The 25496-nt window shown below is 36.3% G+C and carries 26 protein-coding genes and 1 riboswitch; of the genes, 18 read left to right on the top strand and 8 right to left on the bottom strand.

What is annotated here, in order from left to right; all coding sequences use genetic code 11:
• Window positions 1-110: 110 nt before the first annotated feature.
• Together LBYS11_RS20400 and LBYS11_RS20395 are read left to right on the top strand one after the other, a co-directional pair.
• Window positions 111-2318 (top strand): YcdB/YcdC domain-containing protein, encoded by a 2208-nt coding sequence (locus LBYS11_RS20400; protein ID WP_103118880.1) that lies wholly within the window; start codon window positions 111-113, stop codon window positions 2316-2318.
• Between the two features lie 105 nt (window positions 2319-2423).
• On the top strand, window positions 2424-2888 hold the full coding sequence (locus tag LBYS11_RS20395) for a YusW family protein (RefSeq protein ID WP_048394947.1): 465 nt from the start codon (window positions 2424-2426) through the stop codon (window positions 2886-2888).
• Between the two features lie 47 nt (window positions 2889-2935).
• Here the strand turns inward: LBYS11_RS20395 and LBYS11_RS20390 are convergent, their stop codons facing one another.
• The gene (locus tag LBYS11_RS20390) at window positions 2936-4930 is read right to left on the bottom strand and encodes a catalase (RefSeq protein WP_048394948.1); all 1995 of its coding nucleotides are present in this window, start codon (window positions 4928-4930) and stop codon (window positions 2936-2938) included.
• 152 nt (window positions 4931-5082) lie between these two features.
• Here LBYS11_RS20390 and LBYS11_RS20385 point away from each other — a divergent pair, with 152 nt between their 5' ends.
• From LBYS11_RS20385 to LBYS11_RS20360, 6 genes are all read left to right on the top strand, one after another.
• Entirely contained in the window at window positions 5083-5517 is a 435-nt protein-coding gene (locus tag LBYS11_RS20385) for a MarR family winged helix-turn-helix transcriptional regulator (RefSeq protein ID WP_004224400.1), read from the top strand.
• Window positions 5518-5567: 50 nt separating this feature from the next.
• Entirely contained in the window at window positions 5568-6551 is a 984-nt protein-coding gene (locus tag LBYS11_RS20380; protein WP_103118879.1) for a ring-cleaving dioxygenase, read from the top strand.
• A 70-nt stretch (window positions 6552-6621) separates the two neighbouring features.
• Window positions 6622-7239, top strand: a complete 618-nt coding sequence (locus LBYS11_RS20375) for a nitroreductase family protein (RefSeq protein ID WP_004224402.1) — start codon at window positions 6622-6624, stop codon at window positions 7237-7239.
• Window positions 7240-7302: 63 nt separating this feature from the next.
• Window positions 7303-7845 (top strand): NADPH-dependent FMN reductase, encoded by a 543-nt coding sequence (locus LBYS11_RS20370; RefSeq protein WP_048394950.1) that lies wholly within the window; start codon window positions 7303-7305, stop codon window positions 7843-7845.
• A 476-nt stretch (window positions 7846-8321) separates the two neighbouring features.
• Window positions 8322-9716 (top strand): sensor histidine kinase, encoded by a 1395-nt coding sequence (locus tag LBYS11_RS20365; RefSeq protein WP_175400776.1) that lies wholly within the window; start codon window positions 8322-8324, stop codon window positions 9714-9716.
• Complete coding sequence (locus LBYS11_RS20360; protein WP_054548876.1) at window positions 9694-10395, top strand: response regulator transcription factor; 702 nt, start codon at window positions 9694-9696, stop codon at window positions 10393-10395. The genes LBYS11_RS20365 and LBYS11_RS20360 overlap by 23 nt, the downstream gene beginning before the upstream one ends.
• A 41-nt stretch (window positions 10396-10436) precedes the next feature.
• On the opposite strand, the gene LBYS11_RS20355 is transcribed toward LBYS11_RS20360, so the two are convergent.
• Window positions 10437-11006 (bottom strand): YdhK family protein, encoded by a 570-nt coding sequence (locus LBYS11_RS20355; RefSeq protein WP_054548875.1) that lies wholly within the window; start codon window positions 11004-11006, stop codon window positions 10437-10439.
• Between the two features lie 103 nt (window positions 11007-11109).
• Window positions 11110-11706, bottom strand: a complete 597-nt coding sequence (locus LBYS11_RS20350) for a biotin transporter BioY (RefSeq protein WP_048394956.1) — start codon at window positions 11704-11706, stop codon at window positions 11110-11112.
• 153 nt (window positions 11707-11859) lie between these two features.
• A riboswitch (cobalamin riboswitch) is annotated at window positions 11860-12047 on the top strand.
• A gap of 145 nt (window positions 12048-12192) precedes the next feature.
• Between LBYS11_RS20350 and LBYS11_RS20345 the strand changes: the two genes are divergently transcribed.
• From LBYS11_RS20345 to dapF, 3 genes are read left to right on the top strand one after another with little or no spacing between them, the layout of a single operon-like run.
• Window positions 12193-13239, top strand: coding sequence for a FecCD family ABC transporter permease (locus LBYS11_RS20345; protein WP_103118878.1), 1047 nt, complete (start codon window positions 12193-12195; stop codon window positions 13237-13239).
• Window positions 13240-13244: 5 nt separating this feature from the next.
• Window positions 13245-14036, top strand: coding sequence for a heme ABC transporter ATP-binding protein (locus LBYS11_RS20340; protein WP_048394959.1), 792 nt, complete (start codon window positions 13245-13247; stop codon window positions 14034-14036).
• Window positions 14037-14088: 52 nt separating this feature from the next.
• A complete protein-coding gene (dapF, locus tag LBYS11_RS20335) occupies window positions 14089-14946 on the top strand; it encodes a diaminopimelate epimerase (protein ID WP_103118877.1) in 858 nt (285 codons plus the stop codon).
• 87 nt (window positions 14947-15033) lie between these two features.
• Here dapF and LBYS11_RS20330 read toward each other — a convergent pair whose 3' ends face one another.
• The 3 genes from LBYS11_RS20330 to LBYS11_RS20320 all read right to left on the bottom strand — a co-directional run bounded on the left by LBYS11_RS20330 (window position 15034) and on the right by LBYS11_RS20320 (window position 16354).
• Complete coding sequence (locus LBYS11_RS20330; protein ID WP_103118876.1) at window positions 15034-15348, bottom strand: DMT family transporter; 315 nt, start codon at window positions 15346-15348, stop codon at window positions 15034-15036.
• Complete coding sequence (locus LBYS11_RS20325; RefSeq protein WP_054548870.1) at window positions 15348-15701, bottom strand: DMT family transporter; 354 nt, start codon at window positions 15699-15701, stop codon at window positions 15348-15350. The genes LBYS11_RS20330 and LBYS11_RS20325 overlap by 1 nt, the downstream gene beginning before the upstream one ends.
• 74 nt (window positions 15702-15775) lie before the next feature.
• On the bottom strand, window positions 15776-16354 hold the full coding sequence (locus LBYS11_RS20320) for a TetR/AcrR family transcriptional regulator (protein ID WP_048394966.1): 579 nt from the start codon (window positions 16352-16354) through the stop codon (window positions 15776-15778).
• Window positions 16355-16536: 182 nt separating this feature from the next.
• Here LBYS11_RS20320 and LBYS11_RS20315 point away from each other — a divergent pair, with 182 nt between their 5' ends.
• From LBYS11_RS20315 to LBYS11_RS20300, 4 genes are all read left to right on the top strand, one after another.
• Entirely contained in the window at window positions 16537-16707 is a 171-nt protein-coding gene (locus LBYS11_RS20315) for a hypothetical protein (RefSeq protein ID WP_175400775.1), read from the top strand.
• A 72-nt stretch (window positions 16708-16779) separates the two neighbouring features.
• Window positions 16780-17946 (top strand): endonuclease Q family protein, encoded by a 1167-nt coding sequence (locus LBYS11_RS20310; RefSeq protein WP_103118875.1) that lies wholly within the window; start codon window positions 16780-16782, stop codon window positions 17944-17946.
• A 109-nt stretch (window positions 17947-18055) separates the two neighbouring features.
• The gene (locus tag LBYS11_RS20305) at window positions 18056-19681 is read left to right on the top strand and encodes an S-layer homology domain-containing protein (protein ID WP_103118874.1); all 1626 of its coding nucleotides are present in this window, start codon (window positions 18056-18058) and stop codon (window positions 19679-19681) included.
• An 88-nt stretch (window positions 19682-19769) separates the two neighbouring features.
• Window positions 19770-20138 carry an ion channel gene (locus LBYS11_RS20300; RefSeq protein WP_048394973.1) on the top strand — a complete coding sequence of 123 codons (369 nt, stop codon included), beginning with the start codon at window positions 19770-19772 and terminating at the stop codon, window positions 20136-20138.
• Window positions 20139-20187: 49 nt separating this feature from the next.
• Here the strand turns inward: LBYS11_RS20300 and LBYS11_RS20295 are convergent, their stop codons facing one another.
• Window positions 20188-20475, bottom strand: coding sequence for a DUF2653 family protein (locus tag LBYS11_RS20295; RefSeq protein WP_103118873.1), 288 nt, complete (start codon window positions 20473-20475; stop codon window positions 20188-20190).
• Complete coding sequence (locus tag LBYS11_RS20290) at window positions 20463-20924, bottom strand: hypothetical protein (RefSeq protein ID WP_048394976.1); 462 nt, start codon at window positions 20922-20924, stop codon at window positions 20463-20465. The genes LBYS11_RS20295 and LBYS11_RS20290 overlap by 13 nt, the downstream gene beginning before the upstream one ends.
• A 184-nt stretch (window positions 20925-21108) precedes the next feature.
• Between LBYS11_RS20290 and LBYS11_RS20285 the strand changes: the two genes are divergently transcribed.
• The 3 genes from LBYS11_RS20285 to LBYS11_RS20275 all read left to right on the top strand — a co-directional run bounded on the left by LBYS11_RS20285 (window position 21109) and on the right by LBYS11_RS20275 (window position 25407).
• On the top strand, window positions 21109-22125 hold the full coding sequence (locus tag LBYS11_RS20285) for a YdcF family protein (protein ID WP_103118872.1): 1017 nt from the start codon (window positions 21109-21111) through the stop codon (window positions 22123-22125).
• A gap of 72 nt (window positions 22126-22197) precedes the next feature.
• Window positions 22198-23484, top strand: a complete 1287-nt coding sequence (locus LBYS11_RS20280; RefSeq protein ID WP_066038129.1) for a tetratricopeptide repeat protein — start codon at window positions 22198-22200, stop codon at window positions 23482-23484.
• Between the two features lie 630 nt (window positions 23485-24114).
• Window positions 24115-25407, top strand: coding sequence for a globin-coupled sensor protein (locus LBYS11_RS20275; RefSeq protein ID WP_054548863.1), 1293 nt, complete (start codon window positions 24115-24117; stop codon window positions 25405-25407).
• Window positions 25408-25496 lie beyond the last annotated feature (89 nt).

Genomic DNA, 25496 nt, shown 5'->3' with positions numbered 1-25496 from the left:
ACGGATTGCCCAATGTATTTTCTTCGAAGAGGAAATTATCTGTAAAATTCATTTCTAATTATGGGTAAATATATTATAATTATGGTAAATAGTATTTTAGGAGGTATATTTTGGGTAAATTTAAAAAGTTAGGTATTATTTTAACCACTACTGCATTTTCTGTTGGTATTCTAGCACCCGTTTCACAAGCTTCTGCAAATGTGAAAGAGCCTTCAGAGCGTATTGCAATACAGTTGGCTGCCTCAGAGACGAAAGTGACAAAAGGTATGCTAATTAACAAATTACGTGCACTATTCCCTGAAGAGTTCAAATTTGTAGCTGATAATGAGTTTAATTCTGGAGGCGGTCATTTCTTTAGAGATGATACAACGGTCCGTTATGATTTAAACTTCCATAAAATGGTAAATGGTAAAGATGTATATGGTGGTTTTACATTTAAAGGTGAAGATTTAGAGTTAGAACATTTCTATTATCAGCCAGCTAATATCGCTGAAGCAGTATATCCCGCAAAATATTCAGAGACTGAAGCAAAAAAAATTGCAGATGACTTCCTAAGAAAATTTGCGAAAATAGAGAACTATAAACTCCGTGAAGATGGCTTCGGTTATTACAATGTCATTAATCGTCCATTATCACAACCAATTACCTACTCATTTGTTTATTCACCAACCTATAATGGAGTGCTTATTGGCGATCAAAGTATCACTATAGATGTTCTTGCTAATGGTCAAATAACAGGAATGTATAAAAATACAGAATCAATTGGTAAAGCAACCTTTGATAACTCAAACCAGAAAAAAAATGAGGAAGAAATTGTTGCACAAGTACGTGATAACTTAGCAGTTGAACTTCGTTATTACGTTGACTATTTTAGCGATCAACGTAATGTGAAGCTTGTCTATATGCCAGCAACAGGATTTAATGGTGTACATGCTTTAACAGGTCAATGGCAAACAACGAATGGCTTCTCTACACAAGTTCCTAAGACGAAAAGCGCTGAGAAAATATCCTCACAGCAATTACCACCAAGAAAAAGCGGTATGACAGTAGCAGAAGTTGAGGAATTCGCTAAAAATTTATTAAAAGTTGATGAAGACAAGGCAAAGCTCACTATTGATATGGTTGACGAAAGAGAAAATGACAATGGTGAAACGGTTTATACAGTAAATTACATGTATATGTACAATAATGGCGGGTCTGGTACCTCTTTAGAAATTAATAAGGCAACAGGCGATATCGTGCAGTATCACGATATTATGAGAGATTTTATCAACACTGACAAAACAACTACCCTCTCTAAGGATGCGGCATTAGCAAAGGCTGTTGAATACTTAAAGCAATGGGCTCCATCCTATTTACATGAGTATTCGATGCCAATTGATGATCCTGTACATGATGATTATAGTAAAGATTATTACTTCTCCTTCCCACGCATCGTAAACGGAATTGCGGTTGTTGGAGATGAAATAAACGTAGGTATTGGCTCTGATGGATCATTACGTTCATTGAATGTTAATAAACAAAAGATTAATAACTGGCCTTCTCTTAGTCAAGTAATCTCTGCTGATAAAGCAAAAGAAGCCTATAGTAAGGCCCTTACATTACAACTACAATATGTAAAGCAGGATACTGAAGGTAAACAACATTATGATCTAGTCTATGCTCCAACTTACAACGGTAGCTTAGTTAATCAAATTGATGCAATTACTGGTGAATGGTTGTATGAGGTAGATGGCTCAAAAGAAAAGCAATCTATTTCACACCCAACAGCAGCCAATGAATTAAATTATCTTCTACATCAAAATGTATTAGAGATAAAAGATATAGCAAACTTTAATGCTGATGCTGCTGTGACAAAGGGAGAAGCATTAAAGATTCTACTAAAATCTTTAACATATGGCCATTTTGGTAGTGGCGATGGTGAAAAGCAAACCTTCAGCAATATCGATAAAAACCATCCATTATATGGAGTGGTTGAACAAGCTGTAAGAATGGGAATTTTACAGCCAGCAAACCAATTCGCTTTGGATGAAACATTGACTCGTCAAGAGCTAGCAGTATGGGCTGTTAAAGCAATGCAATTGGAGAATGTTGCAAAGTATAAGGATATTTACAAATTAAACTTTGCGGATGCAGCTTCTATTGATCCAGCGTATACAGGCTATATAGCAATAGCAAATGGGATGGGGCTGATTGATACACAGCAAAATAACTTTAATGCTACCAAGAGTGTGTCATATGCCGATTTGGCTGTGTCAACAGTTCGTTTAGCAAAAGCTATTCAAGAAAATAAAGTGGATCGTAACTTCTATTATTAAGTCGCATTCCATGAAAAGGGTATCTCCTTATTTGTAGGAGATGCCCTTTTTAGGTTAGTTTGTAGAAGAATGGGGAAATAATATGTAAAGAAAGGAGTGAATAAATTGAAATTGAAATTTATTTTAGTGATTTCTTTAATGACTGTTATTCTTTACGGCTGTAATAAGGATGAGGTAAAAGATGTGCCTGCAAATGCTCCAGCAGATCAGAATGCTACTCAACAGACGGGTGAGACGCCAACTGACCAAGTGACATTTAATTTTTTAGAGTTTTCTTTAGATGTTGATTACTCTGCAACGGAGTCTTATGAGGTAGAATATGAGGATAAAAAAACAGGAATAGAAGCAAAATTAGAAGATGATCGAAAAAATGAAAAACTGCAGGGCGATGAAGCTTATACTAAATTAGAGCCGTTATTTAAGCAGTTGAATTTTGATTCTACAACATCTAATGATGAAGTGATTGATCAAGTAATCAAAGTATTCAATATTGAAGATAACTATCAATCCATTGAAGTGGATGTCGAATTTGTAGACGGCAATGAAAAGGAATTTAAACGAATTAAATAATAAAAACAAGCCAGCTAGCTGATTTAATCAGTTAGCTGGCTTTACATTCATTTACATTCTCGTACCCAATGTCGATGTTTAGCAAGGGCATGAACAAAAGATTTTGGATCGGTTGCAACCCCATGTTTATTGGCTATATGCTGTAAAAATAAAACATTTTCCGTATAACCTATTGTTTTACAGTGCTGATAGGCTTGTTCAATAAACTGTTCTGCTTTTGCTTGTTCATAGGAATTCTGAAAGGCTCCTGTAACATAAACCCCATCATAAAGAACTGAGGAGGTAGTAGCAAATGTTTCGTGAATTTCATAGCCGCTTACTATGCCTTGTTTATTACTTACTAGTTCAACTACGATATCTTCACTTAAAAATGTAGCAATAAGTTCATTTAATTTTTCACTACTATTTTCTGTAACAATTACAGCTACTTTATTAGATTTGACACTTTCCTTTGCATTGATTACTTGGCTAACAGCAGGAGAAGTTTGTTGAATATGTGGTACTTCCACTTCTACAGGTGGAACTATACCAATACGTTCAGCGATAGCTGAAGCAAGTGAGTAACTGACATGAGCATACATGTCTACAACTTGTTTTCGAATCGCTTTATTTTTTACTTTGCCAAGTTCAAAGCTAAAGGCATCGATAATATGCTTTTTCTCAATATCTGTCATACTAAGCCAGAATAATCTTGCTTGAGAAAAATGGTCTTTGAAGCTCTCACTACGTGCACGTACTTTATGCCCTTCAACTTTTTCTTCATAATGCTTATATCCACCATCTGCTTCAGAAACAGGATGTGGTGTATTATTGGCTAAGGAATTTTTATGGTAGCTAACTTGTCCCACATTAATGGTTTGTCGGCCATAGCCATCTCGTTGGTTATTATGAAATGGACAAATTGGTTTATTAATAGGAAGCTCATGGAAATTAGGTCCTCCCAGTCGTATTAACTGTGTATCGGTGTAGGAGAATAAACGACCTTGTAATAAAGGATCGTTTGAAAAATCAATGCCAGGCACAACATGCCCGACATGGAATGCGGCTTGTTCCGTTTCTGCAAAAAAATTATCCACATTTTTATTCAAGGTCATTTTCCCAAGAATGCGTACTGGAATTTCTTCTTCAGGCCATATTTTCGTGGCATCAAGAATATCGAAGCTAAATTTGAATTCATCTTCAACGGGAATAAGTTGCACACCAAGCTCCCACTCTGGGAAATACCCACGTTCAATGGATTCCCATAAATCTCTGCGGTGAAAATCGGGATCTTTTCCAGCAATGATTTGTGCTTCATCCCATACTAATGATTTTACCCCAAGTACGGGTTTCCAATGAAATTTAACAAAGTGGGCTTTTCCTTCGGCATTAATAAAGCGATAAGTATTAACTCCGAAGCCCTCCATCATTCGATAGCTTCGTGGAATCGATCTATCTGACATATGCCACATAACCATATGAGCAGACTCCTGATTATTTGCAATGAAATCCCAAAAAGTATCATGGGCACTTTGTGCTTGTGGTATTTCGTTATTTGGTTCGGGCTTTACAGCGTGTACAAAATCGGGGAATTTAATAGCATCTTGAATAAAAAATACTGGTATGTTATTTCCAACTAAATCATAATTGCCCTCTTGTGTATAAAACTTAGTAGCAAAGCCGCGTGCATCACGAACAGTATCTGCAGAGCCTTTAGACCCGGCAACGGTAGAGAAGCGGACAAAAACAGGGGTTTTAGTGCCTTTTCCATTTAAAAATTGAGCCTTTGTAATATCACTTGCGCATTCATATGTTTCAAAAATTCCATGAGCGGCTGAGCCACGTGCGTGTACTACTCGTTCAGGAATTCGTTCATGGTCAAAGTGAGTCATTTTTTCACGGAAATGAAAATCCTCTAGTAAAGTGGGTCCTCGCTCACCTGCTTTTAGTGAATGTTCATCTTCCGATATTTTTAATCCTTGATTGGTTGTGAGAGGTTGATCTTTATCACTTACTCGGAATGCTTCTAGCTGTTGTTGTTTTTGATTGACATCTTTTTTCATTTAGAATCCTCCTTTATAAGTTACAACTACCTTCTACCCGAACGAAAAGATGGCAAACATAAAGAAACAAATTGTTTGCTGTTTAAAAATGTATATGTTATTATTATCTCGAATTAGAGATAATTAAATTCGAAGTAAAAAGAGGGAGTCGTATGAAGCAAAACAATCGTAACTTAAAAGCATTTACGGTCTTGTTCCGAGCATATCAAACGATTCAAGATGCAACTAGAAGAGATTTACTTCAATTCGATTTAAATCAAACTGAATTTTCGGTTCTTGAATTTTTGTATCACCATGGTGAACAACCAGTTCAAATGATTGGTAAAAAAATATTAATTGCAAGCAGTAGTATTACTTATGTGATCGATAAGCTCGAGCAAAAGGGCTATGTGTACCGTAAGGCATGTCCAAGAGATCGTCGTGTTACGTACGTATTACTAACGCTTGAGGGACAGGTTTTGATGGAGGAAATATTCCCTAAGCATGAACAGAAAATAAATGAGATATTTGAAGTATTGGAAGCCCAGGAGCTGGACAACATGATTTTATCACTTAAAAAAGTTGGCAAGAACGCCACTAACCAATAAAAAAATTTAAATATATATCTCGATATCGAGATATATAGGAGGAGCATACTATGAATCATTTAAAAGGTGTACACCATGTAACGGCTATCACAAGTAGTGCTGAAGAAAATTATAAATTCTTTACCTATGTTTTAGGAATGCGCTTAATAAAGAAAACAGTGAATCAGGATGACATTCAAACATACCATTTATTCTTTGCAGATGACAAGGGTAGTGCGGGTACAGATATGACGTTCTTTGATTTCCCTAATATCCCAAAAGGTGTACATGGTACAAATGAAATTTCAAAGACTTCTTTCCGTGTACCAACGGATGCTGCTTTAGATTATTGGATAAAGCGCTTTGACCGTTTAAATGTGAAGCATACAGGTATGAAAGAACAGTTTGGTAAAAAAACACTATCTTTCGTAGATTTTGATGATCAGCACTATCAGTTAATTTCTGATGAGCACAATACAGGTGTGGCGGCAGGTACGCCTTGGCAGGATGGCCCCATCCCACTTGAGTATGCCATTACAGGTTTAGGACCAGTATTTGTCCGTGTCGCTAATTTTAAATACTTTAAGGATGTTTTAGAAAAGGTAATGCTCTTTACAGAGATTGCAGAAGAAGAGGACTTCCATTTATTTGAAGTAGGCGAGGGAGGAAATGGCGCCCAGATTATTGTCGAGCACAACACAGTGTTACCCGTTGCTCGTCAAGGTTTTGGGACTGTTCACCATGCTGCCTTTCGTGTAGAGGATCGTTCGGTATTAGATGAATGGACTGCACGTTTCGAAAGTTTTGGTTTCCACACTTCTGGCTATGTAAATCGTCATTTCTTTGAATCATTGTATGCACGAGTAGCTCCGCAGATTTTATTTGAATTGGCTACAGATGGTCCAGGATTTATGGGCGATGAGCCATATGAAACATTAGGAGAAAAACTGTCATTACCACCATTTTTAGAACCAAAACGTGAACAGATTGAAAGTATTGTTCGTCCGATTGACACTGTAAGAAGTTCCATTATGTTCGATAAAGAATATGAGTAACACAATTTCATCCAGTTGGGAAAGCAAAGCCCCACTGGATGTATACATAACTGTATTGGGGGATAAAAAAATGGAATTTTCCAAGCTGATTGATAAGCGTCGCTCTGCTAATAATTTTATCAAGGACGTTAAAATGACTGAAGAAGATATACGCCCTATTTTGGAGGATGTTAAGCTTGCCCCTTCAGCATTTAACTTACAGCATGCTAATTATATTGTTGTGCTGGATGAGGATATGAAAGAAAAGGTGAGAGAGGCAGCATATGGTCAATATAAAGTACATTCAGCTTCAGGTGTAATTCTTGTACTAGGTGACAAGGAAGCATATAAAAATACTGCTGAGTTAAGTCAGGGCATGGTGGATTTAGGCATAATTACAGCGGGTGAACTAGAGGATATTGTAGCAGAGAATACAAGATTTTATGAGGATCGCGGTGAAGGATTCATGAAAGATGAAGCCATTCGTAATGCTTCTCTGTCTGCAATGTTATTCATGCTAGCTGCGAAAAATCGTGGTTGGGACACTTGCCCAATGATTGGCTTTGATAATCAGAAAATGCGTGAGCTTTTCAATGTGCCAGAAACACATGAAATAGCCTTAATGATTACTATTGGGAAAGAAAAAGAAAGCAGTCGTCGATTACGTGGGTATCGCAAGCCAGTTGAAGAATTTGCCATTTATTATTGAAATGGTATAAAATACAATAGCTATACAAATACTATGAATAATGTACATTTAGGAGGAAACATCATGAAAGTAGTAGCAATCGTAGGTAGTATCCGTAAAGAATCTTATAATATGCAATTAGCTCAATTTATTCAAAAACGTTATACAGAAAAGTTAGATCTTGAAGTATTAAGCTTAAAGGACCTACCAATGTATAATCAAGATATTGAAAATGAGGCTCCACAAGCAGTTCTTGATTTTAAAGCAAAAGTAAAAGCTGCAGACGCTGTACTTTGGGTTACACCTGAATATAATGGTACAGTTCCTGGGGTTATGGTAAATGCTATTGATTGGCTATCTCGTGTAGATAAAGTAATGATTGGCAAACCATCTATCATTATGGGTGCATCAATGGGGAACTTAGGTACTGTAAAAGCACAATTACATTTACGTGATATTTTATTCTCTCCAGGCATTAACTCACCATTACTTAGCGGTAATGACGTTTATATTGGTGCTGTTCACACTAAATTTGATGAAGAAGGCAATTTAACTGATGAAGGTACAGTGAAATTCCTTGACGTAGTTATTGATAATTTCTTAAGTTGGGCAAAAAAATACGTTTAATTAAAATATAACCCATAAGTATACAATATACTTATGGGTTATATTGTTGAAAAAAAGAGGATGTCACTAGCAAAAAAAGCTCTTTTGTTAAGGCGAATGGTTGATTTCGGTTCCGCTAGCGTCCGATGCCGCTTCCCTCAATTCCGTTCGCTCTAGGGTCTACTCTGTGAAGCTAGCTCCTCTCCAATCAACCATACATCAAGAGATTATTTTTCATATTAGCAGTAACGGATAAAATAGCCCATTAGAGAAAGGATAGGCACTTGGAGAAGTGATTAGTTACCCATAAAATCTTTGCTAAGATGGTAATTCTTGTGAAACAGCAAGCCTTTTTCATACAAATTCTAATGAATGTTCAATAGTATGACCCATAGGTATACAATATACTTATGGGCATTTTTTGTTTGGCTACTTCTGCATGAAATCTTCACACTTTCAAGATATACTTTTAAGAAATTCTAAAATGGTGGTTACGGATGAGAAAATTATCATTAAAGCTGGGCATTATCTTCTTCATCACATTGTTTTGTATTGAAACCTTTATGATGTTTTTTTTGCATGTTTCCCTGACGAATTCTAGAGTGGAAGAGGAACTAGAGCGTTTACAAGCGAGAGGAAATTCACATCGTACTATATTAGAACAGAACTTCAATAATGAAACACTAGCACATGTCGTTCTTATGGAATCAGAAGCAAGTACAGATGTCGTGGTGACTGACCATTTCGGGACAATCCTTGCATCCTCACAGCCACATCAAGAAATCAGTGATCTGATTCGTGAAATAGAGGGGGAAATACCTTATGAAGGAAGGGTTTTACAAGACAATTGGCAAGAAGTTAAAGCAATTGCGACTATAAGCCCTATTCAAAATCAGCAAGGAACGATTGGCTATGTATTTATGTTTCAAAATACCGATTCCATCCATGCATTAATGAAACGGCTGAATAAGCATTTTCTCATCGTGGGTATTGTATCTGGTCTAGTCAGTATTGCAGTCATTGTTGTTCTATCTCGTAAGCTGGCTAAGCCACTTATTCAAATGAAAGAGGCTACATTGAAAATGAGTAAGGGTGATTTTACAGTTGCTCTTTCTACGAATGGAAAAGATGAGCTTGGGGATTTATCAAATGCTATCCAGCTTTTATCCAATGATTTAAATCATCTAAGGCAAGAGCGTAAGGAGTTTTTATCGAGTATTGCACATGAGCTTCGTACACCGCTAACTTTTATTAAAGGCTATACAGACATTCTTGCTAAACGGGATTTAACAGGGCAAGATCGTCAAAAGTATTTAGCTATTATAATAGAAGAAACAAATAGACTTTCTAGATTAATCAAAGATTTATTTGATTTAGCGAAAATGGATGAAAACTCATTTGTAATTGAAAAACATTGCTTACATTTAGAGCCGTTTTTTACAAGCATTGAAGAAAAATTAAGTCCCGCTTTTCAAGATAAAGGTATCTATTTAGTTGTACGTTGTGATAATGGCTTAACACTATGTGCAGATGAAGCAAGACTTGAGCAAATTCTGATTAATCTATTAAATAATGCATTAATCTATTGTGCACCAGGAGATATGACTACAGTCACTGTAAAACAAGACAGTGGAATTTTAAGCATCATCGTTGAAGACACAGGGAAAGGAATTCCAAAGAAGGATTTACCGTATATTTTTGATCGGTTTTATCGAGTGGAAAAATCACGTAGTCGTGCTTTAGGTGGATCTGGACTTGGGCTTGCTATTGTCAAGGAGCTAGTACAAGCACATGGGGGAGAAATAAAGGTTAGAAGTGAAATAAATAAAGGGACTACTTTTGAATTATCATTTAAAGGAGTAGAAATGAATGAAAACGATTTTATGCATTGATGATGAACCAAGAATGTTAGATTTATTAACCCTTTATTTGGAACCACTATTTAATTGTAGAGCAATGTCTTCTATACAAGAGGCATTGGATTTTTTAGAAGAAGAGCATGTGGATTTAGTTCTTTTGGATATAATGATGCCAGAGATGGATGGGTGGCAGGTTTGCCAGGAAATTAGGAAGTTTTGGGATGTTCCTATCATTATGCTTACTGCAAAAGGAGAACACGCTGATATTGTAAAAGGTTTAAATCTTGGTGCTGATGACTACGTTTTAAAGCCTTTTGATGAGGAAGAATTGTTAGCACGCATACATGCTGTATTAAGAAGAACGATATCTGAAGAAAAAGTGATTAACTTTGAAGGGCTTTGTTTAGATAGAGAGTCCTTTGAAGTATATTTTCAGCATAAGGCAATTCCATTAACACCAAAGGAATTTGCCATGCTCGCCCTATTTTTAGATTATCAAAATAGAGCATTTTCTAGAGAACACCTTATACATGCCGTTTGGGGATATGATGTAACGATTGAAGATCGTACCATTGATTCACATGTACGTAATTTACGAGAAAAATTAAGAAAAAGTGGTTTTCCGGCGGATGATTACTTGCAAACCGTTTGGGGCATCGGCTATAAATGGCATAAGTCTGCAAAGAGAAAGCAAATGGAACATAAAAGCTAGAAATTAACCTCTACCAGAATTGAAGGTAGAGGTTATTTCTATTATTTTGGACTAAGCTCTTCTTCTGTTACCCATTTATGATTTGTTACAGCTTCACCACTTGTAGTGGAAGTATAATCAACCATATATACAGTTGTTTGCACAGCCTCGTCAATAAGGACAGTCGCATTTTCCATACCTTCCATATGTGTTGCGTCCGTTTTTACTTCTGTTCCAGGAGCCAGTGGTGCTTCTTGTGGGTCAATTAATTCTTCATGAATTACCCACTTATGCTTTTCTATTCGCTTTCCACCAGTTGTAGGCTCATAGGAAATAACATAGGCAGTTGTAGTATAGGCACCTACTATTGTTGCTTCGGCCCCTTTCATACCTTCCATATGTCCATCTGTAATAATGGCTGTGCTTCCTATAGGAAATTTCGGATTTTCAGCTTTTTTTAACGTTACTGGTACTTCGCCAGAACTTGAATGGTTCATTGTAGAATGATCCATTTCTTCAGCAGCTTCATTAGAAGTGGACGCAGGATTTGTTTGATCCTCTGTACAAGCCGATAAACTAATTAGAGCGACTACTGATAATAGTCCGACTGACCATCTTTTATTGAATTTCATATGATATCCTCCTCACTATGTGCTCCTAATGTAGCAAATAAATGTGCAGAAACGATGGATATAACCTATGAAAAACATTTCTTTAGTCTGGCGGGGAGATATGCTATTGAATAGGCATGATCTTCAATGTTTTTTGTAATCTATGGGCGAAGATACCAGCAAAAATAGCTAAAATAATATCTTTTGGTAGTGGAGGAATCATCCAAAGCCAAGCGAGCTTATATGAAAAATTCTCTGGCGCACTTGCCCATAGCTTATAGGCAAAAAACATCCAATTTGTTCCTATCAAATAATTTATAGCCGTTGCTACCAAAGCAGCTACGATAAAACTTTTCTTTGTTCCGCTTCGTTCTACGATTAACCCCGCAACAAATGCCGCAAATATAAAAGTAATAATAAACCCAAAGGTAGGGCTTAAAATTTGGCCAATTCCACCCCCGAAACGAGCAAAGACAGGAGCTCCTGCCAATCCTACGCACATATAAATTGTGCAGGCAAGCGCACCTTTTCTACTACCAAGAATAAGCCCTGCTAAAATTGCAAAGAAGGTTTGAAGCGTAATGGGTACACCACCAACTACCATAAAAGGTGCAAAGGAAGTGATATTAGCACCCACCATCATTAACGTTGTAAATAATCCAATGTAGGTAATGTCAACAGTTCTTAACTTATGGTGACTATGTTGTGTAACAGTTGCCATGATTTCACCTCGTTTTATAAGTTATTACTGCTAGTGTAAAAAACGAATGTATTTGTGTCAACCTTATTATTTAAATAAGTTAACTCAATTGTTGGATTAAATTGAAGTAGACTATCTATCTATAAAAATGTATGATAGAACCGTCACAATTTTATAACTTCAAATACTATTGGTGTGACATTTTGAATGTCACTTAAAAGGGAAGTCGGTGGAAGTCCGACGCTGTCCCGCAACTGTAACGAGGAATCCTATAATATGATTTGCCACTGTTTAAGAATGGGAAGGCAATTATAGGATAGTGAATCGAAGCCAGGAGACCTGCCATTTAGTAATACCTGTAATGCCCACGAGGATGCAAGCAATTACGGACAATAGCTGGATATTTTTCTGACTTTGTTTAATCTTGGGTATTTCTATGCGCATTTTCGCATGGGATACCTTTTTTTATTGCTTCATTCATCAATATTCAGTAGGAGTTTAAAACAGATGAATAAAAAATTTATGTTATTTTCCTTCGTACTTTTCATGGTATTAATTGTTTCAATGACCTTTGCTGTAATGGTTGGCTCAGTTTCAGTTACACCGTTATATGTATGGAAAGTTATTCTTTCTAAAATTCCTTTTATACAAAATTCGATCGAGCAAGATTGGAGTCGCTCTCAGGAAATCATCATCTGGCAAATAAGAGCACCTCGTGTTTTGCTAGCTGTGATAGTAGGAGCGGGGTTAGCTATTGCAGGGGCAGCCATTCAGGCACTAGTACGTAATTCTATTGCAGACCCGTATATTCTAGGGATTTCTTCAGGGGCAGCTGTCGGAGCTACTTCTGTGATTATTTTAGGAGCCTTTTCATTTTTAGGTATTTACGCTCTTTCAATATCCGCATTCCTCGGTTCATTACTTGCCATTGCACTTGTCTTTTTCTTATCACGTGTTGGGGGGCGTGTCTCTATTTTCCGCTTGCTATTGGCAGGCATGGCTGTGTCCTTTATCTTAACGGCTATCTCTAACTTTATTTTAATGATGTCAAAGCAAGAAGGGGCCTTAAAGGCTGTTATGTTTTGGATGCTAGGTAGTTTAGCTGGAGCCAAATGGAATAATATTGTGATTCCAGCTTTCGTATTCTTGGTTGTATTTGGGCTACTGTGGCTACACTATCGCAATTTAAATTTATTATTACTAGGAGAAGAGGCGGCAGTGACATTAGGCGTTAATCTTCAGCAATTCCGTATTCAGTTAATACTACTAGTATCTCTATTAACAGGTGTGCTTGTCGCAGTTAGTGGTTCTATAGGATTTGTGGGATTGATTATTCCCCATATTGTGCGTTTAATTGTGGGCTCAAACTATAAATACGTAATACCTATCAGTGCTTTAATAGGTGGAATATTCTTAGTGTGGGCAGATGCCTTTGCTCGAATTATTATTGCTCCTCAGGAAATGCCAATTGGTATTATTACAGCTTTTTGTGGAGGACCATTTTTCATTTGGCTTCTCCGTCGTAACAACTATTCTTTCGGTGAAGGAGATTAACTTCCATGACATTAGAAGCGAAAAAAGTATCATTCTCCATTTACGATCAGCGTATACTGCATGATGTAAGCATTCAAATAAAAGAAAAGCAATTTGTTGGATTAATTGGTCCTAATGGGAGCGGAAAATCAACATTGTTAAAAAATATGTATCGTCTCCTAAAACCTGAAAGTGGATCGGTAGTATTAAATGAGCAAGATATATTAAAGCAATCAAGCAAAGCAATTGCGAAAAATTTGGCTGTTGTAAGCCAAGAGACACCCGTATTATTTGATTTCACTGTGCATGATCTAGTCAGTATGGGAAGAACCCCACATAAAAAGCTGTTAGAGCTTGATCAAGAGAAAGATTTTCAAATTGTTAAAGAGGCTCTTAGGCAAACGGGCATATCGCATTTAGAGAAACGAAGCTTTAGTTCACTTTCTGGTGGCGAGAAAAAACGTGTCATGGTTGCAAGGGCACTCGCTCAACAAGCACAGATATTAATATTAGATGAGCCGACGAATCATTTAGATATTCAACATCAACTTCAACTTATGGATTTAATTCAGACTTTGCATTTAACCGTAGTAGCAGCTTTACATGATTTGAATATTGCTGCTATGTATTGCGATCAAATTTACGTTTTACAGCAAGGGCGAATAGTTTGTCATGGTACACCAGAGGAAGTACTTACGCCAACAGTGCTGCAAGATGTATTTGGTGTTTTTGCGGATATTCAAATACATCCAATGACAGGGAAGCCGTATCTTACATATGTTCCTGAACAGTTCACGAAGGGGTTTAGCCAAATATAGAAAAGTGTCATCTTCTATTAGATACATAAAACATCCTTTAAGGAGTGACTGTATGCAAATAGCCTTTACGAAAATGCATGGTATTGGCAACAGCTATATCTACCTTGATCTTTTCCAACATGATTACAAGGAAGATATCTTTTGTGAATTGGCTCAAAAAATGGCCAATGTCCATACTGGTATTGGCTCAGATGGATTGATTATTATCCAACCCTCTAAAATTGCTGACTGTGGTATGCGTGTATTTAATAAAGATGGATCTGAGGGGACAAATTGTGGTAACGGTCTTCGCTGTGTTGCTAAGTATATTTTTGAACGTCACATTGTACGACAAGAGCTAATTACGATTGAAACGAAATCCGGGATTATGCTGGCACAGGTAGTGGTGCAAGAAAATCGTGTAATAGAAGTGATTGTCGATATGGGCAAACCTCTCTTATTGCGCAAAGACATTCCGATGTTAGGAAACCCAAATGAGCTTGTCATCAATGAGATATTTCCTTTACCCCAACAATCTCTTTTGGTAACTGCTTTGTTTTTGGGCAATCCGAATACTGTAGTTTTTGTGAATGCGATCGAGCAAGCACCATTAAGAACATTAGGCGGTATTATAGCAAACGATATGAGATTTCCTTATCGTTGCAATGTTGAGTTTGTAGAGGTTGTTCATGAGAAGGCATTAAAATGCTGCGTTTGGGAACGAGGTTCGGGTATAACAGAGGCATGTGGGACAGGTGCTTGTGCAGCGGTAGTGGCTGCTATATTAAATGGTTTTTGTCAGAAGGGAGAAGAGATAGTAGTCCAACTTAGTGGCGGTGACTTAGTCATACGATGGGCTGACAATGATCATATCTGGATGCGTGGACCTGCAGAATTTATCGCGGATGGTATTTATGAATTTTTATCTTAATTACTCCCATTCTTCGTCATGCCATTTTAAATAAGATGAATACAGGACGCCTCCGATTTAAGAGTGGCGTCCTATATTGTAAAGCCATTAAGATACTGCTTTTAAGCCTGCTACACCTACGATAATTGCTATGATACTGATAATACGTGATAGATTTTTGGATTCGCCAAAGAAAATGATATTTACGAGTACAGCTCCAACAGTACCAATTCCTACCCAAACAACATAGGCAATACTTAACTGCAAATAGTTGAAGGATGCATATAAAAGGGCAAAGGACACACCAAAACCACCAATATATAACATTAAGTTTCGTAATGTTTTATGCTGACTATAGAAGCGTAAGCCAATCACACCTATAATTTCAGACAATGCAGCTAAGATAATAAGTACCCAACCCATTATACATTCTCTCCTTTCGTTTGCACCTGCTCTTTAGAGGAATTATCCGCTAATTTTAGACCAATCACACCTAATAATAAAATAATCATGAACAGTCCTTTAATGGCATTAAATTCTCCTTCGAAAATGAAAATATCCATTAATGTGGTACCGATTGCACCTGCTCCGGCGAAAATAGCGTAGACTGTACCAGTAGGTAAGCTCTCACAAGCCTTCGATAAGAAATGAAAATCTATAGCAATGATTGTCACAATAATTATCCAATGCCACCATGAGCTTGCTACGTTAAAGCCAAATACCCAAAGCAATTCAAATAAACTTGTTAAAACGACGTACATCCATTCTTTTTTCATCAATAAAATCCTTTCTATTAGGTAATATAATGACTGACATTCAGTCATTTTCAGGATAAAAGAGAACGTCACTTTTATGGGTGACGTAGGCCAAGTGCGTGAGATAGGAAGTCTATAAGCTCAAGCTTGAGCAATTTCATTGTTTCGTCCTTGCTATCATCAAATAAATAAATTTGTTCAGCAGCAGATTCAATTAGACCAATCATCAGTTTAGCAGAACGTGTTGGGTCAATTGAATCACGTATCATTCCCTGTTGCTGGCCAGATAATAAGAAATGACTCATCCAGTCATAATAGGGTGCATATATATTTTCCCATTCTTTTAAATGCTCAGTTTGCGCAATACCTGCATAAATAAGTGCAACGATATCTCCATAATCTTTCGTGATTAAGAAAACCATTTCCACAACCTCTTCAAGTTGCTGTTCAAAGGGCTTATGACTTGAAATACCTTCATCTAAGGTAGCAATAATTCTTTCTACCATATTTTTTGCAATAGCAGGCATCACAGAAAGGCGTGATGGGAAATAAAGATAAAATGTTCCTTGAGCGATCCCAGCAGCTTTAACGATATCTGAAACTTTTGTTTTTTCTATACCTTTTTCTCGAAAAACCTCAATGGCAGCTTGAATAATTTTTTCTTCTTTTGACATGCAATCCCTCACTTCTGCCTTACTTAATTATTATGTTATAGAATAAGAAAAATAATGTCAATAAAAATGACTGATTATCAGTCATTTTTTATTATCCAATGTTCGTTTGTAATTCCACAATTATGCGAAGGAGTATATTTTCTATATTTCGGGGAATTGTATAATTGAAAGGATTGATGACCATGAAAGAAATTAAGTTTGCACAATTAGACCCGCAGCAACTAGAAAAAATTAATGAGCTTGAAGAAAAGATTGGTGTAACATTAGTTGCCTATGATGCTTCCTCCACACCATCACACGGTTCCGGCGCTTTTGAGTCAAATAATAGCACTACTACAAATCATCCATCATAATGAAGTGAGAAATGCCTTGCAGTAATGTAAGGTATTTTCGTTTTATAGAATGTATTTAAAGGAGTGTTTGAATTGAATGAATTCTATGCTGATTTACATATTCATATTGGACGTACTTCTAATGGAAGGGCAGTGAAAATTACTGGCAGTAAAACGTTAACATTAGCACGAATTTTAGAGACGGCTAGTGCAAGAAAGGGATTAGACATCATTGGGGTCATTGACTGTCACTCACCTGAAGTAATCGAAGAAATGTTGAGGATGATTGAACACGGAGAACTGCAAGAACTTAAAGAAGGTGGTCTGCGATTTCAGGAAACGACTTTGATTCCCGGATCAGAGATCGAAATTTATGATCAACATTGTCAGGGTCCAATTCATGTGCTTGCTTACTTTCCTACACTAGAGCTCATGAAACTGTTCTCAGAATGGATGTCACAACATATGAAGAATATCCATTTAAGTTCACAGCGTATTTATTGTGATGGTCAGACCTTGCAGCAAAAGGTGCATGAATTGGGAGGTATTTTTATTCCTGCACATGTATTTACACCATTTAAAAGCTTGTTTGGCAAAGGGGTTCGTCGAAGTTTAACTGAAGTCTTTGATCCGCAGCTTATTGATGGTATTGAATTAGGTTTAAGCTCTGATACAAATATGGTAAGTCATATTAAAGAATTACAAGCATATACATTCGTTAGCAATTCTGATGCACATTCGCTTGGGAAATTAGCACGAGAGTATCAAAAGTTACGATTAGCAGAAGCGAATTTTACAGAATTAAAAATGGCCCTGCATGAGCAAGAGGGACGAGCGGTAATAGCCAATTATGGCCTAAACCCTTTGCTTGGCAAATATCATCAAACAGTTTGTGCAAAATGTAGTCAACAGCTAAGTAAAGAGGCTACCATTTGTACAGAATGTGGGAGTACTCAAATTATAAAGGGAGTAGCTACCCGTATACAGGAGCTATCTGAAGACTTTCCCAATAAACGAAATAGACCACCTTATATTCATCAGATACCACTTGATTTCATTCCAGGTATTGGTCCTAAAATGATGGAACGTTTAATCGAAGCATTTGGTACAGAAATGAATATTTTGCATCGTGTAACAATCGACCAGCTTGAACAAATTGTGCCACATAAACTAGCCCATTTAATCGATTTAGCGAGAACGGGTCAATTAGCCATTGAAGTTGGTGGTGGTGGGATTTATGGAAAGATACAGGTTGATTAGATAAAAAATGAAATGTTTCAAAAAGATTGTTGTAATTTAACCTATTTTTATCGTTCCTCTAGTAAAATAGTGAAAATAACGACTATTTTATAAGTAGAGGAGAGAGTAAATGCGATTATCAAAGAAATTTCGTTTTTTAGCTTCAAGTGTATTGGCTTTGCAATTAGCTATACCTGTAGCAGCTAGTGCAGAAGAAGGACAGGGTGACCATATAGCACCAAGTTGGGTTGTACAAACCGATTATGTGGCACTTGGTGATTCATTAGCACATGGGATGAATGAAGTAGGTGTAATTGGATTAGGCTATACCGATTTTATTGCACAGGCATTACAGCAAGACGGCTTCCTTACTTCCTTTAATAAGGGCTTTGCTATGTCAGGCTACACAACTAAAAATGTTTTAGCTGATCTACAAAATGATGTTGCAAAAACAGTGACTGGTTTTGGCTATACAGACGAACAGGCAAAGTTACGGGCTTCTATTAAAGAAGCTGAAATCATCACATTAACAGCTGGGGCAAATGATCTATTGCCAATATTAAAAGAATCTCAAGCAACGGGAATTGACACTGTGGCTATCATAAAAGCTACTAAAGAAGCTGTATCGAACATTGCTACTATTCTATCTGAAATCAAAAAGATTAATCCACAAGCTGAAGTATATGTAATGGGCTATTATAATTCCTTCCCATACTATAGTGAGAACTTACAAAAACAATTTAATTTGTTATTAGCTACATTGAATGCAACAATTAAAACAACTACTGAAAAAGCGGGCGCTATTTTTGTTCCTACATATGATGTTGTTGCAAAGGATGTTGCCAACTATCTACCAAACCCTGAAAATATTCATTTAAGTGAAGCTGGTTATTTAGCAGTAGCAAATGAAGCATTTTTACCAATCATTAAAACAAGCTCTTTATGGGATGTCACGCAGGCTATTGGAGTAGAGGTAAAAGATCGTACAACTGTTAAGGTTAGCTGGCAAGAAGCGACAGATAATGTAGGCGTAGCAAATTACCTTGTCTATGTGAATGGAAAATTAACTTCAACATTAAATGCTGACACTACTACAATTACGCTCAAAGATTTAACAGAAAATACAACCTACAATGTATCTATCAAAGCAATTGATGCTGCTGGTAATGAAAGTGTTCAAAATCCTACAGTAACTTTCACTACGAAAGGAACAGTTAGCTTTACAGATACACAGAATCATTGGGCAAAAGATTATATTCAAACAGCTGCAAATATAGGTATAATGAACGGCTATACTGATGGGACATTTAGACCTGAGAGTAGTGTAACACGTGCCCAAGCTGCAGCTATTCTTGTAAGAAGCCTTGGCTTAACTACAGAAGAAAAAGCACCATTTACTGATATCGAAAATTATGATGCAGCAACACAGGCAGAAATTGCGGCAGCATATGTACATGGTCTTATTAAAGGAACAGATGGAAAATTTAAGCCTGGACACCCTGTGACACGCGCTCAATTAGCTTTAATGATTCATCGCGCCTATGAACAGCAATCTAATCAGCCGTATATTGCAAAAGGCGATGTGCCATTTGTAGATGTCGCTTCATATAATGCAGAAACCAAACGTGCAATCACAATGCTGTATGAATTAGGAATCGTGACAGGGGATGGAGGGAAATTTTCACCTGAGGCTGTCACAACAAGAGGTCAAGCAGCTAAAATATTTACCAATCTTAGTCAGCTACTCATTCAATAATCATTAAAAGGTAGGGGGATTTTCTCCTCTACCTTTTGATGTTTTCGTAAAAAACGAAGTATAGTCTATCTAAATAAAGGAGAATGGGATGCTGTCATTTATATTATCTGCTAAAAGATTAGGAAAAGGACTGTGGAGGTCCTTTAAACGTCCACAGTTCCTATCATTATTTACTACACTATTTTTAATCATTCTATCAGGAACTCTATTCTACAAGGGGACAGAAGGATGGTACTGGTTGGATGCCATGTATTTTGCTGTAGTGAGCTTAATTCCAACTGGAGTCGAAACAGGACTATATCCAACAACGGCTTATTCTAAAGTATTTACAATGATTTATTTAATTGTTGGTACAGGAGTAATGTTTATCATGTTATTAATGCTGGGACGCTCTATCGTAGATTTTTCTCTGAATGAAGAAGAAAAAGAAGAGGTTAAAAAACGTTTGAAAAAGTAGAATAGCAGTACAATGAATTTTTTGGACGATTCATTGTACTGCTATTTTTTTATGATAGTTTGGCAATAATGCCTTCTTCGTCATCTAAAACTAGTTCAATCCCTGTCGAGAATGGATCACCGTGTAGAACATCCTTGATCCAAACACGTAAGGCACCAATCATGGCTGCTGTATTAAGCACCTCGATTTGACCGTTGACTTCGACCTCTGCACCAAAACCTGCATTATCCTCGTAAGTTAATTCAACAAGAACATCCTCAGGGCGAATGTTTTGATAGTAGGCTTGAGATAAACAAATAGCATTAATAATATCTTGTTCGTTGATTATTTGTGCCATTGTGCTTCCTCTTTGCGCTTTTTATCTTTAAACATATTTATTATCTTCACAACAAGCATCACAATAACAACAATTGCTGCCACATTAATAAGTAAACCTAAAATATTCCCCAGTATACCCATACCGCTAAATAGACTACCGAATAATAATCCAGCAAGTCCGCCAAGCATTAATCCTTTCATCAGACCACCTGAGAAAAAACCACCTTTTTTAGTAGTATCTGCTTTATTAGTAGATGTTGAGTTGTTTTTATTTGTTGTTGCATTGTTTTGATCTTTAGTAGTATCCGATTTTTGGATATTCGAGCTATTATTATTGTTAGAGAAGCCTTTTTTACCCGATTTATAGGATTTAGCTTCTGCCGTTGGCGTATCAGAAATAAATAATGTTGCACCAACAGTCGAAAATATCAGTGTCGCTGCAAAAAGAGCGGCAAGAATTTTTTTCATTACATACATTCCTCCAATATAATTTTTAATCTAATCATAAACTAGTTCTTATATAGTAATATTACATGAACTATATTAAAAAATAAAACAAACGCTTTCAAAAATTAAGCTATATCAAAAAATATGGACAAATAGTGGCAGATGTAATGATTGTAGAAATTATGCAATAGGAAGGAGTGAAAAAATGCTACTAACTTTATCAATCTTCCTTACCATTTTTATCATTTTGTACCTAACAGAAAAAAGGCGCTTTCTCAACGTTGTAGCCCTTGGCGTGATAGGGATATATATTGTCAGAGCGTTTATTATTCATTATCCTTTATTGCTACCAAATGATCAGGGGATTATTTCTGAAATGGGGATATTCATTATATTAGGAAGCTTTCCAAGTATTATGTTTATTTTATCAATAGCCATGTTTTTCAATAGTAAAGTATTATTGGAAAAGGAAGGACGCAAATTCCGTAACTTAATGTTAGCCATATTAGGGCTAAGTTTTGTTATTATGATGTTATGGTATGTATTCGTCATTTTTATTGAAATTGAAAATGTATTTTGGCATATTCTTTTCTTCTATGCGTTTTTGATTTTTGGTTATACAATGTTCTTATACACTAGTGTCCTTGCTTATTCAATATTGTATCTTCTTACACCAATACGTTATAAACCAAATTACATTATTGCATTAGGTTCAGGATTAATTGGCGATAGAGTACCTCCACTTTTAGCAAGCCGTTTAGATGAAGCAGTAAAGCGATATATAAAATATGAGATGAAGCCTTATATCATTGTCTCTGGTGGTCAAGGGAATGATGAAAAGGTATCAGAAGCATATGCAATGAAACAATACCTAATAGAAGTACATCATATTCCGACTGACAAGATAATAATGGAGGATTGTTCAGCCAATACAGAACAAAATATGATCTTTTCAAAGCAAATAATGGACCACCATTCTCATGGAGAGAACTATCGTTCCATTTTTGTTACGAATAATTTCCATGTGTTTCGCGCAAGTATTTATGCTAGGAAAGCAGCATTAGATGCCGAGGGGATTGGCTCAAAAACTGCTTTTTACTATGTTCCTAATGCATTCACACGAGAATTTATAGGTTTATTAGCCATGTATAAATGGACCCATGTCACAGTATTTTTAATTATTACGCTATTCGTAGGCTTACTATTGAGAGCATATGTGTAACCAAACTTCAACTGTCTTCCATATAATAGTGGTAAGGCAGTTTTTTTACATAGTGTGCAAGGGAGGAAAATAATGTACGAGCAAATTTTAGCCAAGCGAAATAAAGAACGAATAATTTCCCTACAAAATCTTACACAAACTCAAGATCAGTGGTTTGCTCAAAATATAAAATTACTTACATTCGCTGAAGTTAACCTAACAGCCTTGCAGAAAATACTGTATCAAGTAGTACGAGGGTTATTAAAAGAACAGCAACAACGTCATTTACAGATTGTCCATACAGTGCAATCTCAATCGATACAGGAGAATGTATTAACGCTGTTGGCAGAATATGATGATGTCTTGCGCGATGCCATTCCACAGCCTATCTATATACTCATTTGGCAAATTTCTTCGCTAGAAAAGTTAAAAAACAGTATAGAAGTAGTAGATGATGTGCTTGATATTGTAGAGTGGTATTTTCGCCATCAAGATGAACAAGTTGCTGCTCTAGATGAAGAGGACTTAGATCATGAGCTCATTATTGATTTGTATAAAGAAGCGGTTGAAGAGCAGGATGGGGATGCCCAATATCAACTGGGTGAATACTATAATTCTAGAGAGGGTAAACATTTTCAACCTGAAAAATCATTGAAATGGTTTGAGCTAGCCGCTGCCCAGGGAAATGCAGATGCTCAATATATGCTTGGGAATTTTTGCTTTGGGGGCATAGGTATGGAGGAAAATTATTCCCTTGCCTTTTCATACTATGAAAAAGCAGCTTTGCAGGGACATGCGGATGCTGCCAATAATTTAGCAGATATGTACTTTAATGGCGAGGGCGTAGCAACGAATTATACATTAGCAAAAAAATGGTTTGATTATGCTGCACAAAAGAATGTGGCAGAGGCAATGTTTACGTTAGGAATAATTTATGAGCAGGGGTTAGGCGTTGAGGTAGATGAGAAAGAAGCTTTTAACGCCTATAAAAAATCAGCTGAGGCAGGGTATGTGGAAGCACAATATCGACTTGGTGGAATTTATTTAGAGGGGCGCTTAGGCCAAGCGAAAGATGTCAATCGTGGTCTGTTTTGGTATGAAAGAGCTGCGGAGCAATATCATGTAGACGCCTTTTATGATTTAGGTTATATATGGAGTAATGGTCTGGCAGGAATACGCAATCTCGAAAAAGGTATTCATTGGTTTAAGCAGGCTGCACTTCAAGGAGATGTGGAAGCCAAGCTACAGTTGGGGCATATTTTTAATAAAGATACAGGGTTAGATAGAAATCTGAAAGAAGCTATTAAATGGTATGGACTCGCGGCAGATGCAGGATCCGAAGAAGCGGCTAAAATATTACAGGAACTTAAAGGATTGTAAATTTAGTGTTAAAAAAACATAGGCTTTTAGAATCGTTTATGTTGCTACGGTATGAGGGTATTTTGGTCTAAAATAGACTGCTGTTTACGAGTATTTAGATAGATCATGATTGAGGATAAAAAATATTAGTATAGTGAAATTTGAAGATGATCGATAAAAAAGTAGAATAAATATAAAGCAAGTAAGCATAATAAACAAAAAAATAGTTAAAAAAGCTACCCAATAATATTGTGGTAGCTTTTTTATAGTTTATTACGCTTTATTTAACAACAAGGACTTTTTATACATTTTGTGTAAAATAATGGTATTAATAAGATTGACAGTCATTTATAAAATGATTAATGTAAATGAGTGATTTTGAAAAGAAGCATACGTAAATAATTTACTGTTAGTCATGTAGGGACTATATCTGTTTGCTGAGAGCAAATGACCTTAGGATAAATTGAGCAAATGGGTACCCGACATACTTTTGGAGGAAGTTTGTCATACGGAATTGCGCTATCGAATGTAACCATTAAATCTGACTAATCAGATTTTATCGGTATTTTTTCGTGTATCCATCAATATGTTAAAAGGGATTTGATGTTTCTCAGCCTGATGAAAGTAAACGGAATGAAAGAGGGAAGATGTGTGATTTTTCAAAAACAAAGAAAGACGAAGGTATTGGATTTACAGCAATACACAGTGAAAATGGATTTGTCCTCTCGTCAATCGATGGCGAAGCAAATTGAAATGCTGAACTTAACGAAGAACGACTTACAATATTTAAAAGCTTTCCAGCCAATAGTTATGGATAATGTAGATCACATCGTAAACCGTTTTTACAACATGATTGGAACAGAGCATCATTTGGTAGATATTATCAGTCATCATAGTTCTGTAGAAAAGCTTAAAGTAACATTACGGCAACATATTATTGAAATGTTTAACGGAACCATTGATGAGATGTATTACCAAAGGCGTGTAAAAATTGCAAAGGTGCATGTCCACATTGGGCTTAGAACACAGTGGTATATCTGCGCTTTCCAAGATTTATCGATATCATTTATTGATTTAGTCGAAAAAAATATAGAATTTCCACAAGATCAATTTAATACGATCAGAGCTATATCGAAAATTTGTAATTTTGAGCAACAACTCGTTTTAGAAGCTTTTGAAAACACTGTGGAACAACTGAAAGAAAAAATGGTTCATGAAAAAGAAGCGATTGAACGACAGATTGTAGATTCTTCGGAAGCACTTGCAGCTATCTCGCAGGAAACCAATAATTCATTTTGCTGCTTAAGTAAGCAATCTGACGAAATTAAACATTTGGCAAAAAAATCACTCGATGTGTCTACGCTGGCTGAAAACCAAGCACTTGAGGGTCGCAAGCGTTTAAAAAATCAATCACAAAATATGCTCAATATTAGTCATTCTCTTCATGATATAGAAGAGAATATTGAACAATTATCAGGTATGTCTAAGGAAATGGAAACAATTATGAGTGTTGTGACCAATATTGCGAATCAAACGAATCTTTTGGCTTTAAATGCTGCAATTGAAGCAGCACGTGCTGGGGAAGCGGGAAAGGGCTTTAGCGTAGTGGCCGATGAAGTACGTAAATTATCAATTCAGACAAAAGAATCTGTTACAGCGGTGGCTTTGTTATTGAAAAAGACAGGTGAACGAACAGAGAAATTAGAGTATTCTTTGACCAACATTCAAGATGAAGTTGCAGCAGGTGAAGAAAATATGTTACAAACTGAAGGCCAATTTACGAGTATATTGGGAGCCATGACAGAAGCAAAAGATCAAAATGAGTGTATGGCAACAAAAATACAAGCAATTGTAGGCATATTAAGTGAATTAGGCACTTCATTTACTGAGGTAACAAATTCAGCTGAAAAATTAGCGAGCTTTGCGCAAAATTTAAAAGGATAGACTACTAACATTTACATTCTATTTTTCATATTTTTAGACGTAATAAACACTATAGTACCTATTTAAATGTTTGTTGTGAAGTTATCGCT

This window comes from Lysinibacillus sp. YS11 (assembly GCF_002896375.1).
In the GTDB taxonomy this organism is placed as follows: Bacteria; Bacillota; Bacilli; order Bacillales_A; family Planococcaceae; genus Lysinibacillus; species Lysinibacillus capsici.
The sequence above is the reverse complement of the archived record's forward strand: the minus strand, read 5'-3'. Positions and strand labels throughout refer to the sequence as shown.

Excerpts from the sequence above, each read along its gene's own strand:
- LBYS11_RS20390 (WP_048394948.1), bottom strand. The coding sequence starts at position 4,930 with ATGAAAAAAGATGTCAATCAAAAACAACAACAGCTAGAAGCATTCCGA.
- LBYS11_RS20385 (WP_004224400.1), top strand. The coding sequence starts at position 5,083 with ATGAAGCAAAACAATCGTAACTTAAAAGCATTTACGGTCTTGTTCCGA.
- LBYS11_RS20380 (WP_103118879.1), top strand. The coding sequence starts at position 5,568 with ATGAATCATTTAAAAGGTGTACACCATGTAACGGCTATCACAAGTAGT.
- LBYS11_RS20375 (WP_004224402.1), top strand. The coding sequence starts at position 6,622 with ATGGAATTTTCCAAGCTGATTGATAAGCGTCGCTCTGCTAATAATTTT.
- LBYS11_RS20370 (WP_048394950.1), top strand. The coding sequence starts at position 7,303 with ATGAAAGTAGTAGCAATCGTAGGTAGTATCCGTAAAGAATCTTATAAT.
- LBYS11_RS20365 (WP_175400776.1), top strand. The coding sequence starts at position 8,322 with ATGAGAAAATTATCATTAAAGCTGGGCATTATCTTCTTCATCACATTG.
- LBYS11_RS20360 (WP_054548876.1), top strand. The coding sequence starts at position 9,694 with ATGAAAACGATTTTATGCATTGATGATGAACCAAGAATGTTAGATTTA.
- LBYS11_RS20355 (WP_054548875.1), bottom strand. The coding sequence starts at position 11,006 with ATGAAATTCAATAAAAGATGGTCAGTCGGACTATTATCAGTAGTCGCT.
- LBYS11_RS20350 (WP_048394956.1), bottom strand. The coding sequence starts at position 11,706 with ATGGCAACTGTTACACAACATAGTCACCATAAGTTAAGAACTGTTGAC.
- LBYS11_RS20345 (WP_103118878.1), top strand. The coding sequence starts at position 12,193 with ATGAATAAAAAATTTATGTTATTTTCCTTCGTACTTTTCATGGTATTA.
- LBYS11_RS20340 (WP_048394959.1), top strand. The coding sequence starts at position 13,245 with ATGACATTAGAAGCGAAAAAAGTATCATTCTCCATTTACGATCAGCGT.
- dapF (WP_103118877.1), top strand. The coding sequence starts at position 14,089 with ATGCAAATAGCCTTTACGAAAATGCATGGTATTGGCAACAGCTATATC.
- LBYS11_RS20330 (WP_103118876.1), bottom strand. The coding sequence starts at position 15,348 with ATGGGTTGGGTACTTATTATCTTAGCTGCATTGTCTGAAATTATAGGT.
- LBYS11_RS20325 (WP_054548870.1), bottom strand. The coding sequence starts at position 15,701 with ATGAAAAAAGAATGGATGTACGTCGTTTTAACAAGTTTATTTGAATTG.
- LBYS11_RS20320 (WP_048394966.1), bottom strand. The coding sequence starts at position 16,354 with ATGTCAAAAGAAGAAAAAATTATTCAAGCTGCCATTGAGGTTTTTCGA.
- LBYS11_RS20315 (WP_175400775.1), top strand. The coding sequence starts at position 16,537 with ATGAAAGAAATTAAGTTTGCACAATTAGACCCGCAGCAACTAGAAAAA.
- LBYS11_RS20305 (WP_103118874.1), top strand. The coding sequence starts at position 18,056 with ATGCGATTATCAAAGAAATTTCGTTTTTTAGCTTCAAGTGTATTGGCT.
- LBYS11_RS20300 (WP_048394973.1), top strand. The coding sequence starts at position 19,770 with ATGCTGTCATTTATATTATCTGCTAAAAGATTAGGAAAAGGACTGTGG.
- LBYS11_RS20295 (WP_103118873.1), bottom strand. The coding sequence starts at position 20,475 with ATGGCACAAATAATCAACGAACAAGATATTATTAATGCTATTTGTTTA.
- LBYS11_RS20290 (WP_048394976.1), bottom strand. The coding sequence starts at position 20,924 with ATGAAAAAAATTCTTGCCGCTCTTTTTGCAGCGACACTGATATTTTCG.
- LBYS11_RS20285 (WP_103118872.1), top strand. The coding sequence starts at position 21,109 with ATGCTACTAACTTTATCAATCTTCCTTACCATTTTTATCATTTTGTAC.
- LBYS11_RS20280 (WP_066038129.1), top strand. The coding sequence starts at position 22,198 with ATGTACGAGCAAATTTTAGCCAAGCGAAATAAAGAACGAATAATTTCC.